The sequence below is a fragment of the Streptococcus gingivalis genome, assembly GCF_035544715.1.
Lineage (GTDB): Bacteria > Bacillota > Bacilli > Lactobacillales > Streptococcaceae > Streptococcus > Streptococcus gingivalis.
Window position 1 is genome coordinate 592,956 of the sequence record NZ_JAYKTO010000002.1, and the last position, 11,961, is coordinate 604,916.

General features: G+C 44.2%; 11 protein-coding genes. 10 read left to right on the top strand and 1 reads right to left on the bottom strand.

Annotation, left to right across the window (positions count from 1 at the left end; translation table 11 throughout):
* Nucleotides 1–72 precede the first annotated feature (72 nt).
* The 8 genes from SM122_RS09335 to SM122_RS09370 all read left to right on the top strand — a co-directional run bounded on the left by SM122_RS09335 (nucleotide 73) and on the right by SM122_RS09370 (nucleotide 9,271).
* Entirely contained in the window at nucleotides 73–921 is an 849-nt protein-coding gene (locus SM122_RS09335) for a Cof-type HAD-IIB family hydrolase (protein WP_195326681.1), read from the top strand.
* On the top strand, nucleotides 922–1,554 hold the full coding sequence (locus tag SM122_RS09340) for an SGNH/GDSL hydrolase family protein (RefSeq protein ID WP_195326682.1): 633 nt from the start codon (nucleotides 922–924) through the stop codon (nucleotides 1,552–1,554). It begins immediately after the preceding gene.
* Between the two features lie 147 nt (nucleotides 1,555–1,701).
* Nucleotides 1,702–2,097, top strand: coding sequence for a CopY/TcrY family copper transport repressor (locus SM122_RS09345; protein ID WP_195326683.1), 396 nt, complete (start codon nucleotides 1,702–1,704; stop codon nucleotides 2,095–2,097).
* Nucleotides 2,098–2,115: 18 nt separating this feature from the next.
* Nucleotides 2,116–2,487 carry a cupredoxin domain-containing protein gene (locus SM122_RS09350; RefSeq protein ID WP_009731652.1) on the top strand — a complete coding sequence of 124 codons (372 nt, stop codon included), beginning with the start codon at nucleotides 2,116–2,118 and terminating at the stop codon, nucleotides 2,485–2,487.
* Between the two features lie 10 nt (nucleotides 2,488–2,497).
* On the top strand, nucleotides 2,498–4,720 hold the full coding sequence (locus SM122_RS09355; protein WP_229042330.1) for a heavy metal translocating P-type ATPase: 2,223 nt from the start codon (nucleotides 2,498–2,500) through the stop codon (nucleotides 4,718–4,720).
* Nucleotides 4,721–5,352: 632 nt separating this feature from the next.
* A complete protein-coding gene (gene spxB / locus SM122_RS09360) occupies nucleotides 5,353–7,128 on the top strand; it encodes a pyruvate oxidase (protein ID WP_129824934.1) in 1,776 nt (591 codons plus the stop codon).
* Between the two features lie 154 nt (nucleotides 7,129–7,282).
* Complete coding sequence (locus SM122_RS09365; RefSeq protein WP_195326685.1) at nucleotides 7,283–7,630, top strand: VOC family protein; 348 nt, start codon at nucleotides 7,283–7,285, stop codon at nucleotides 7,628–7,630.
* A 201-nt stretch (nucleotides 7,631–7,831) separates the two neighbouring features.
* On the top strand, nucleotides 7,832–9,271 hold the full coding sequence (locus SM122_RS09370) for a 6-phospho-beta-glucosidase (protein WP_324738281.1): 1,440 nt from the start codon (nucleotides 7,832–7,834) through the stop codon (nucleotides 9,269–9,271).
* A gap of 114 nt (nucleotides 9,272–9,385) precedes the next feature.
* On the opposite strand, the gene SM122_RS09375 is transcribed toward SM122_RS09370, so the two are convergent.
* On the bottom strand, nucleotides 9,386–9,919 hold the full coding sequence (locus tag SM122_RS09375; RefSeq protein WP_070586881.1) for a hypothetical protein: 534 nt from the start codon (nucleotides 9,917–9,919) through the stop codon (nucleotides 9,386–9,388).
* Between the two features lie 203 nt (nucleotides 9,920–10,122).
* Between SM122_RS09375 and SM122_RS09380 the strand changes: the two genes are divergently transcribed.
* On the top strand, nucleotides 10,123–10,812 hold the full coding sequence (locus SM122_RS09380) for a response regulator transcription factor (RefSeq protein ID WP_195326686.1): 690 nt from the start codon (nucleotides 10,123–10,125) through the stop codon (nucleotides 10,810–10,812).
* Nucleotides 10,812–11,699, top strand: coding sequence for a sensor histidine kinase (locus SM122_RS09385; RefSeq protein WP_195326687.1), 888 nt, complete (start codon nucleotides 10,812–10,814; stop codon nucleotides 11,697–11,699). Before SM122_RS09380 ends, SM122_RS09385 begins: the two co-directional genes overlap by 1 nt.
* Nucleotides 11,700–11,961 lie beyond the last annotated feature (262 nt).

Genomic DNA, 11,961 nt, shown 5'->3' on the forward strand with positions numbered 1-11,961 from the left:
TTGACTTGCTTGATCTGTGGTATAATGGGAACAGATAGTTTGCACCCTATGAAAGGGAAAAGGTTAGATTGTATGATTAAGTTGATTGCAACAGATATGGATGGAACCTTATTAGATGAACGAGGAGAGGTGGACCTTCCGCGTCTGGAAAGGCTTTTGGACCACTTGGATCAAAAAGGGATTCGCTTTGTCATTGCGACGGGAAATGAAATCCATCGCATGCGCCAGCTCTTGGGTCCCTTGGTCAAGCGGGTGACCCTGGTCGTCGCCAACGGAGCTCGGATTTTTGAGAATGACCAGATGGTTCTAGGAAAATTCTGGGATCGGGAATTGGTGGAGGCGGTCCTTGCTTATTTTAAGGGCCGGGAAATTTCAGATCAGTTGGTTGTATCAGCTGTCAATGGTGGCTTTGTCAAGGAAGGAACGGTCTTTACAGAAGTTGAAAAATTCATGCAGCCGGAAGTGATTGAAGCCTTGTACAAGCGAATGAAGTTTGTTCCGGAATTGACAGCCGATTTGTTTGACCAGGTGCTTAAAATGAGCTTGGTGGTTGGCTTGGATCGTCTTGATCAAGTGAGTCAGGAAGTCCAACAGGCTTTTGGAGATCAGCTCATGGCGGTTTCGAGCGGTTTCGGCAGCATGGATCTCTTACAAGCAGGTATTCACAAGGCTTGGGGACTGGCTCAATTAATGGAGAAATGGCGGCTTGATGCTAGTCAGGTCATGGCCTTTGGGGATAGTGGAAACGACATCGAAATGCTTGAAATGGCTGCTCACTCCTATGCGGTGGCCAATGCAGAAGAAGCTGTCAAGGCTGTTGCCAAACACCTAGCACCGAGCCATCAGGAAGGCGGTGTCTACCAGGTGATCGAAGAGTATCTAGGATTGACCCCCTGGGAACAAGTGAAGGGAGAGAAATAGATGGCGGTACAACTGTTAGAAGACTGGCTCTTAAAGGAGCAGGAGAAGATCGTAACAACCTATCGGGAGCTCAATCAAGCCCCTCTGAAGGAGCCTGGTTTGATCTTTATCGGAGACTCTATCGTGGAGTATTTCCCCATTCATGAACTATTACAAAGTCCCAAACACATGGTCAATCGAGGAGTGCGAGGCTATAAGACGGATCTCCTTCGTGAGCATCTAGACGCCCATGTCTTTGGAACGGCGGTGGATCAGATCTTTCTCTTGATCGGGACCAATGATATCGGAAAAGAAATTCCTCAAAAGGAAACCTTGGACAATCTAGAAGCGGTCTTACAAGCGATCATGCGGGACTTTCCGCTGACCCACATCAACCTGATCTCGGTTCTACCGGTGAGTCAAGAAGAGCGCTACAAGCAAAAGGTCTATGTGCGGACCAATGAAAAAATTCAAGCCCTCAATCAAGCCTATCAAGAATTGGCCCAGGCCTACCACCAGGTCAGCTATGTCGATGTGTATTCGTCTTTATTGGATGAAAAGGGGCAGTTGGCAGAAGCCTATACGACTGATGGCCTCCATTTAAGTGTAGCAGGTTACCGCATCCTAGCCCAAGCTCTGCAGGAGACATTATAGAGACAAAAATAGGAGCGAAAAAAGCCCAACCAGACAAATCTTCAAAGGAAGATTTGTTTTTTTAAAAACTTTTGGTTGACAAATGTAAATCTTAGGTGTAAAATAGCATCATAAGATTTACAAATGTAGATTCAGAAAGGAGAAGCCATGCAAATTTCCAATGCGGAATGGCGCGTCATGAAGATTATCTGGATGGAAGGCAAGCAGACCAGCACGGATTTGATCGCCGTCTTGTCCGAGCGCTTTGACTGGTCGAAGTCGACTATCAAGACCCTCTTGACCCGCTTGGTGGAGAAAGGCTGTCTGACCAGAGAAAAATCAGGCAAAGCCTTTGTCTACTCGGCTTTGTTGAAGCAGGACCAGAGTTTAGACTTGGTGGTTGAGGATGTGAAAGACAAGGTTTGCTCAAAAAGAATTGTCCAGGTGCTTGAAAAATTGATTCAGGAGAGTGACTTTACGCTTGCAGATCTTAATCAGCTGCAGCAGGTCCTGGAAGAAAAGAAAGCAGAGGCTGTCGAAACAGTCCCTTGCAATTGTATGTAATAGAAAGAAGGAAATTCCATGTTTGGATTGTTGATTAGTATTGTTTGTTTACTTTTGGTTGCTTTTATTGCTTGGTGGTTCTTTGCAGAGCATGAAAAGGTAAGCGGCCACGCTCGTCAGAAATCAGGTTATCAAGAAATTGAAGTCGAAGTCATGGGGGGCTATTCGCCTGAAACCATTGTCCTGAAAAAGAATGTTCCAGCCCGGATCATCTTTAATCGCAAGGATCCATCTTCATGTCTGGCTCAAGTGATCTTTCCAGATTTTGGCGTTCATGAAGATTTGCCTTTAGGTGAAAAACATGTCATTGAAATTACGCCAGAAAAAGCGGGCGAATATGGGTATTCATGTGGAATGAACATGATGCATGGTCACATGATTGTGGAATAAAGGAGTAGGTATGGTAGAAAAACAAAAAGCAGTTGTGGAAAACGGAGTGCAAAAGATCCGTATTACAGCAGAAAAAGGCTATAGTCCAAAGGAATTTCAACTTCAAAAAGGGATCCCTGCTGAAATCACCTTCCATCGGGTCAATCCTTCCGGCTGTTACAAGGAAATTTTATTTGAAGATCAGGGGATTTTAGAGCCTTTGGAAGTCGGTGTGGATAAGGTGATATCCTTTACCCCGACAGAAACAGGGGACTTCGAGTTTTCATGTGGAATGAAGATGCAAAAGGGTTCCTACACGGTTGTGGAAAAACGCCGTCGTGTCTTAGGTTTACTGGGTCGCTTTTGGATTACTAGTATCTTTACTCTTCCTTTATTGATCTTGATGATCGGGATGATGGCAGGATTTGTCTCCCATTCAGTCAGTCGCTGGGGGACTTTTCTAGCGACAACGCCGATCATGTTGGTAGCAGGAGTTCCTTTTATCAAGAGTGCCTGGGCCTCATTTAAGAAGCACCATTCCAATATGGATACCTTGGTAGCTCTTGGAACCCTGGTAGCCTATGTCTATAGTGTATTTGCCCTTTTTACTGGTCAACCGGTATACTTCGAGGCTGCGGGTTTTATCATCTTCTTTATCCTCTTAGGGCAAATCTTTGAAGAACGGATGCGTAACAATGCCTCCGAGGCTGTGGAAAAGTTGTTGGATTTGCAGGCAAAAACGGCTCAAGTTCTCCGTGATGGGAACTATGTCGAGGTGGCGGCAGAAGATATCCAAATTGGTGACTTGATTCGGGTCCGTCCTGGGGAAAAGATCGCGGTTGATGGGACGATTGTAGAAGGAAGTACGACCATTGATGAGTCGATGGTGACAGGTGAAAGCTTGCCTGTGGAAAAATCAGTTGGTGATGCAGTTATCGGCTCCACTATCAACAGCAATGGGACCATTCTCTTTAAGGCTGAAAAAGTCGGTAGTGAGACCCTCTTATCTCAAATTGTGGACTTTGTCAAAATGGCCCAATCCAGTCGTGCTCCTATTCAAGATTTGACGGATAAGATTTCAGGTATCTTTGTTCCAGTGGTGACGATTTTGGCCATTGCGACTTTCTGGGTTTGGTCCGTGCTTCTGGGCGCGTCGCTCCAAGAGGCCATGCTCTATGCAGTCTCTGTCCTCATTATTGCCTGTCCTTGTGCCCTTGGTTTAGCAACCCCAACAGCCCTGATGGTCGGAACCGGCCGTAGTGCCAAGATGGGGGTTCTGATTAAAAATGGAACAGTTCTTCAAGAAGTGCAAAAGATTCAAACCGTTGTGTTTGATAAGACAGGGACTATTACCATTGGCCAACCCCTTGTAACCGATGTTGTAGGAGATGAAGCGCGTGTCTTGACACTGGCTGCTAGTCTTGAAACTTTTTCAGAACATCCACTAGCCCAAGCGGTGTTATCCCAAGCAGAAGAAAAAGGTTTGGTGTTATCCCCTGTGGAAAACTTCCAAGCGATTGAAGGAAAAGGGGTCCAAGGTCAGATCGACCAGCAGTTGGTGACCTTGGGAAATGGCAAACTTCATGACGGGGCAGCGATGGATCCGGAGCTTGAAAAACGGATGGTAGACTTGCAAGAGCAGGCCAAAACAGTGATCAGTTTGTCTGTGGATGGGCAAGTGATTGGCTTGATTGCCATTCAAGATGCTCCGAAGGCCAGCTCAAAAGAAGCGATCAAAAAGCTCAAAGAACGGGGCTTGAAAACGGTCATGTTAACAGGGGATAATGAACGGGTGGCCCAAGCTATTGCTAAGCAAGTGGGAATTGACACCGTCATTGCTGATGTCCTTCCTCAAGAAAAAGCTAGCGCCATCCAAAAACTGCAAGAAAGTAGTAAGGTAGCCTTTGTTGGAGATGGGATCAATGATGCTCCAGCTCTCTCTATTGCAGATGTTGGAATTGCCATGGGATCTGGAACGGATATTGCGATCGAGTCCGGTGGCATCGTGCTCACGCAAAATGATTTGCTTGGCGTTGTGCGCGCCTTTGACATGAGTCAAAAGACCTTCCGTCGCATCTTACTCAATCTCTTCTGGGCCTCTATCTACAATATCCTTGGGATTCCAATTGCTGCTGGAGTCTTTGTAGGACTGGGATTGACCCTCAATCCAGAACTAGCAGGTCTTGCCATGGCCCTTAGTTCTTTGTCTGTTTTGACCAGCTCGCTGCTCCTCAATGTCGCAAAGATTGATTAATGAAAATAAGAAGTGATACAGTATGCAGTAGCGATTAGAACGTAGTCAAACTTTTTTAAGTAATATAAGTTAAGCGATTCAACGAATAAAGTAAAATAAGTTCCAATTTTTAGATTGAATCAAGAAAATACAGAAAACTTTCCGCCGTGAGAAAAGTGCTTGAAACATTATCATTTCAAGCACTCGGTAGTTTTGAGACCTTAGGCTCAAAACTAAGTCATGGAACTTCGAAGAAGTTCGCTGACGTCCGTACTCACCTAAGGAAAGTTTTTTTAAAAATACTTTGCCATCAATTTGAGTACTACAGCATGCTGTAGTACTTTTTTATCATTCCTTACAGCTCTAAGGGAAAATAGAGGGTAAGAAAATATAGTATAATACCCTATTGTAGGATAGTTTGTGAAAATTTCTCAAAAAGAGCATCTGTTATGGAATAGGGATTGAGCATCTCTGAGCAGATCCTTATACATGTGAATCTCTTTGTGATAAATTAATACTGTAATCGTTTTGTAAATCGTTTTCATGAGAAAAGTCAGAAAAAACTCATTTTCAAGGCGAGATGATCGCAAAGATGAAGTAGAAGCGCTATGCTGCATTTTAAAGGATCAAAATAGATTTAAAGGAGAGTTAGAATGACTCAAGGGAAAATTACTGCATCTGCAGCAATGCTTAACGTATTGAAAACATGGGGCGTAGATACCATCTACGGGATCCCATCAGGAACACTTAGCTCACTCATGGACGCTTTGGCTGAAGACAAAGATATCCGTTTCTTGCAAGTTCGCCACGAAGAAACAGGTGCTCTTGCAGCGGTTATGCAAGCTAAATTTGGTGGCTCTATCGGGGTTGCAGTTGGTTCAGGTGGACCTGGTGCGACTCACTTGATCAATGGTGTTTACGATGCAGCTATGGATAACACTCCATTCCTTGCTATCCTTGGATCACGTCCAGTTAACGAATTGAACTTGGATGCCTTCCAAGAATTGAACCAAAACCCAATGTACAACGGTATCGCTGTATACAACAAACGTGTAGCTTACGCAGAACAATTACCAAAAGTAATCGACGAAGCTTGCCGTGCTGCCGTTTCTAAAAAAGGTCCAGCCGTTGTTGAAATTCCAGTAAACTTTGGTTTCCAAGAAATTGACGAAAACTCTTACTACGGATCAGGTTCTTATGAACGTCACTTTATCGCTCCTGCCTTGAACGAAGTGGAAATCGATAAAGCTGTTGAAATCTTGAACAACGCTGAACGTCCAGTGATCTACGCTGGTTTCGGTGGAGTTGGTGCGGGTGATGTCATCACTGAATTGTCACGCAAGATTAAAGCACCAATCATTACAACTGGTAAAAACTTTGAAGCCTTCGAATGGAACTATGAAGGATTGACAGGTTCTGCTTACCGTGTTGGTTGGAAACCAGCCAACGAAGTGGTCTTTGAAGCAGACACAGTTCTTTTCCTTGGTTCAAACTTCCCATTTGCTGAAGTATACGAAGCATTTAAGAACACTGAAAAATTCATCCAAGTGGATATCGACCCTTACAAACTTGGTAAACGTCATGCCCTAGACGCTTCAATCCTTGGTGATGCAGGTCAAGCAGCCAAAGCAATCCTTGATAAAGTGAATCCAGTTGAGTCTACTCCATGGTGGCGTGCAAACGTGAAGAACAACCAAAACTGGCGTGATTATATGAACAAACTCGAAGGTAAAACTGAGGGTGAATTGCAATTGTATCAAGTTTACAATGCAATCAACAAACATGCTGATCAAGACGCTATCTACTCAATCGACGTAGGTGACACTACTCAAACATCTACTCGTCACCTTCACATGACACCTAAGAACATGTGGCGTACATCTCCACTCTTTGCGACAATGGGTATTGCCCTTCCTGGTGGTATTGCTGCTAAGAAAGACAATCCAGATCGCCAAGTATGGAACATCATGGGTGACGGAGCCTTCAACATGTGCTACCCAGACGTTATCACAAACGTTCAATACGACCTTCCAGTTATCAACGTTGTTTTCTCAAATGGTAAATATGCCTTCATCAAGGACAAATACGAAGACACAAACAAACACTTGTTTGGTTGTGACTTCCCTAATGCTGACTATGCGAAAATCGCTGAAGCTCAAGGAGCTATTGGATATACAGTTGACCGTATCGAAGATATTGATGCTGTTGTTGCAGAAGCTGTTAAATTGAACAAAGAAGGTAAGACAGTTGTCATCGATGCTCGCATCACTCCACATCGTCCACTTCCAGTAGAAGTTCTTGAGTTGGATCCAAAACAACACTCAGAAGAAGCTATCAAAGCCTTCAAGGAAAAATACGAAGCAGAAGAACTCGTACCATTCCGCCTCTTCTTGGAAGAAGAAGGGTTGCAATCACGCGCAATCAAATAATTCTTCTCGTCGAAAATCAAAGAATAAACTGCGTTATCTTCACCTTGCCGTACTCCAGTACTGCCTGCGGTTCGATGCCTTGTTTATTCATTGATTTTCATAGAGAGAAACTTGAAAGATCGGAGTAATCCGGTCTTTTTGTGGAGAATAAGAAATGAATTTAAATCAATTAGATATTATCGTTTCAAATGTTACCCAAGTTTGTGCTAGCTTGGAGCGTATTTTGGATAAAAAAGCCGATTATGTTGACGACAGTTTTGCTCAGTTCACGATTGGCAGTCACTGTCTCATGTTGTCCCAAAATCATTTGGTTCCTTTGGAAAACTTTCAGTCAGGAATCATTCTTCATATCGAGGTTGAAGATGTAGACCAGAACTACAAACGATTGAAAGAGCTAGGTATTCAGGTTTTAAACGGTCCTTGTGAAACGGATTGGGGAACAGAGTCCTTATTAGTTAAAGGCCCTGCTGGTCTAGTCATTGATTTTTATAGAATGAAATAAGGGCGCTTAGTCATTTGAAGTTAACCATAATTATTCTTAAAACAGAATATGAACTATTAAAAGATCGGAGTCATCCGGTCTTTTTGTGTTGCATGAAAGCGATCGTTACCTTAGAATAGGTTCGGTTTTTCCTAGGATCTTGTAAGACTTTTGGGTTAGAGAAGGGTATAATAGAACTATCAAATCAAGTGAGGTAGAGAGATGACCGACAAACTTCAATTTCCAGATGGTTTCCTTTGGGGTGGAGCGACGGCTGCAAACCAGTGTGAGGGAGCTTATAATGAAGATGGTCGTGGCTTGGCCAATGTGGATGTGGTACCGATTGGGCCTGATCGTCATGCGATTATTACGGGTCAGAAAAAGATGTTCGACTTTGAAGAGGGCTATTTTTACCCGGCTAAAGATGGCATTGATATGTACCATCGCTACAAGGAAGACATTGCCCTCTTTGGGGAAATGGGCTTTAAAACTTATCGCTTGTCCATTGCCTGGTCTCGGATCTTCCCAAAAGGGGATGAATTGGAGCCAAACGAAGCGGGTTTACAGTTCTATGAAGATCTCTTTAAGGAGTGCCACAAGTATGACATTGAACCCTTGGTGACCATTACCCACTTTGACTGCCCCATGCATTTGATTACTGAGTATGGTGGCTGGCGTAGTCGCAAGATGTTGAAATGTTATGAACGTCTCTGCCGAACCCTCTTCACTCGCTATAAGGGCTTGGTCAACTACTGGCTGACCTTTAATGAGATCAATATGATCCTTCATGCGCCTTTTATGGGAGCGGGCCTTTGCTTTGAAGAAGGGGAGAATGAAGAGCAAGTCAAATACCAAGCAGCTCACCATGAGTTGGTCGCTTCAGCCATTGCTACCAAGCTAGCCCATGAGATTGATCCGAACAATAAGGTGGGCTGTATGTTGGCAGCTGGGCAAAACTATCCGCATACCTGTGCTCCGCGAGATGTCTGGGCTGGTCTAGAAGAAGACCGCAAGAACTATTTCTTTATCGATGTGCAGGCGCGTGGGGAATACCCTAACTATGCCAAGAAAGAGTGGGAGCATCAGGGGATCACGGTCGAGATGACGGAACAGGACCTTCAATTGTTGAAAGACCATACAGTTGACTTTATTTCCTTCTCCTACTATGCCAGTCGGGTCGCTTCAGGGGATCCAGCTGAAAGGGAAAAAACAGCGGGCAATATCTTTGCCTCTCTGAAGAATCCCTACCTAGAAAGCTCAGAATGGGGTTGGCAGATTGACCCTCTTGGTCTCCGCATTACGCTGAACACCATCTGGGATCGTTATCAAAAACCTCTCTTTATCGTAGAAAATGGACTAGGTGCCGTTGATACCCCAAATGAAGCCGGGGAGATTGAGGATGACTACCGGATTGATTACCTGGCTGCCCACATCAAGGCCATGCGGGAGGCCATCCATGAAGATGGTGTTGTCCTCTGGGGCTATACGACTTGGGGCTGTATTGACCTGGTCTCTGCCGGGACAGGAGAAATGAAGAAGCGCTACGGTTTTATCTATGTCGACCGGGACAACGAAGGCAAGGGAAGCTTGGATCGCTCCCGTAAGAAATCCTTCTATTGGTACAAAGAAGTCATTGCGACCAATGGGGCTTCTGTTGAATAAAAGTTTTCGGTACTTGCTGGCCGACTCTCTCCTATAAACGAAAAAGCTTAGAATCCCAACCACAAGCTGGGGTCCTAAGCTTTTTGTATGTAGTTAAGCCAAGTCATTATGGATTTACTGGTCGTAATCTAAGACATTGTTCTCGATGACAAACTTAGATTCAGCGGAAATGTTGGCTGCTCCTAGTTGCAACTGAGAACTTCCGTCTGGCTTCATGATGTGCCACTGACCGTCCTTGTGGGCAAAGATAGCCTGAAATGTGACGTTATCACTCTTGTCTCGAATAGGTAGAACAAATGCTTGATCAGTATTCTCTAAGAGAATCTCTTCTTTTTTTTCAAAGTTATAGATATAAAATTGCCCAGTTCTTTGTCCCAAACCATGGAGTTCATCGACTTTTTGCCAATTCTCAAACTTATTCCGAACAAGGGATTCATTATAAATCTTGTTGAAGGTTTCGTTGCGTTTCTTCGTTTCTTCCTCGTCTAGTGTTTTCTGAAACTCTGCAACCTTTTTAGTCGTTTGAATGGTTTGTCTGTTTTGCTCCCTGATTTGCTGGCGGTGGATGACTCGCATCATTCTTGCAGCAACGCCCAGGATGACAAGGATGGATACAAGACTGATTTTAGTTTTAGCATTATTTTTCATAGATGAGTCTCCCTATTGTGTCATTGGTCCTATTATACCCTTTGAAAGAAAGGATCGTCAAGTTCATCTTGTGATGACCTAACATGCAGATCTACCTGGGGACAATAGAATTTTATCAGATTTTCATTGACGAAGGGGCTTTTATTTGATAGGCTAGGGGAATAGAAATGATTTGGAGTTCAAATGAAAAAGGAGTGAGGCAAGTGGCACGGGTTTTATTAATCGAGGACAATAATGATATCCAAGAAATTTTGTATAGTCTCTTAAGTGAAGACCATGAGGTGCTTCAAGCCTTTTCGGGTACAGAAGGGCTACGGCTCTTCCAGCAAGAAGCTGTTGATTTAGTCCTTCTGGATATCATGCTTCCAGGAAAAAATGGGGACCAGGTCCTGGAGGAGATCCGTTTGCACAGTCAGACACCGGTTATCATGATGACGGCTCTTGGAGACAAACACCTCATTAGCCAGTATCTCCTTGCAGGTGCCAATGATTATATTGTCAAGCCCTTTAATCTGGACGAAGTAGCCGCTCGGGTGACGGTGCAGTTGAGAAATCAAACGACGGTAGCACAGGAATCTCAAGCGTCGCAAAAGCTATCCTTTAAGAATTTGGTCTTAAATCCAGAAACCTTTGAACTGGAGTCCGGCGAACAGACGCTTCGCTTGGGCAAAAAAGAATTTCAAATTTTTGAGACCTTGCTGGCGCATCCAAAGAAGATTTTTACCAAGGAAGAATTGTATGAGGCGGTCTGGGAAGAAGTCTATCTGCCTGGTGACAATACCCTCAATGCCCAACTGAGCAATCTCCGAAAGAAAATTGCCCAGATTGATCCAGATGAGGACTATATTGAAACGGTCTGGGGCTTGGGTGTTCGCTTGAAAGGAGACAAGTAATGTGGGTTTTAGTTCTAATTCTTGTCGTCCTTGTCCTTCTCTTGGGACTGGCCTACCTTCGCCTACTCTCTGCTCTCAAAGATTTGCAGGAGCAGATTCAAAAGAAGCTCCAAAGCGGTAGTGGGGTACGGCTGACCTCTCAGGTCTCAAAAAAAGAATTGGTCACCTTGACCAAGCAGGTCAGTGATCTCTTTGATCAGATCGAGCGGACCAATCGGATTGCCTTTCAAGAGAAAAAGACCTTGGATATGGCCATCAGTAATATTGCTCATGATATTCGGACGCCTTTGACCATTGCATCTGGCTATACCCAACAAATCATCAAGGGTGGGACGCAGGAGGAGGAAAAGCTGAAGAAAATTGCTTCCAATCTTCAAGTCGTCTCAAAACGCCTGGAATCTCTCTTGGAATACAGACGCTTGATGGAGGGAGCCATTCAGCCTCGGATTTCAGACGTCGATCTCAGCCAAGTCCTGACCCAGCAGTTGTTCCAGTATTATGATAGCTTGTCTGAAGCGGGGATTGACTTAGAAGTGGAGATGGAGGAGCATCTTCATTATGCTACGGATCCAGAGCTCTGGGAGCGCCTCTTGCAAAATATGCTCAGCAATGTCCTCAAGCATGGAAAGGATCAGGCTCGCTTGACCTTGACCTCGGACGCGGACATGATTCGGGTCGAGCTGCGCAATATTGTGCAACAACCGATTCAGCACTTAGACCAACTGGCTAGTCGCTTCTACTCTGAAAATCTGTCGGATACAGAAGAGTCTTCTGGCTTAGGGCTCTACATCATTCAAAATTTTGTAGAGATCTTAGGGGGAGACTTGCAACTGGCAACGGAGGCAGACTGGTTTATCTTGACCATTACACTAAGAAAAAAGGCTTGAGCACTGCTCAAGCCTTTAGATGTAGACAAACTATTATTTTACATTAAAACAGCTAGATACTTTTCAAAAAAGAATTTTATTTATAGTCATTTAAGAAAATTTAAAACTTTCCGCTGTGAGAAAAGTGCCTGAAACACAATAGTTTCAGGCACTCGGGAGTTTTGAGGCCTTAGACTCAAAACTAAGTCATGGAACTTCTTTGAAGTTCGCTGACGTCCGTACTCACCTATGGAAAGTTTCTAAAATTACTTTGTCTTCAATA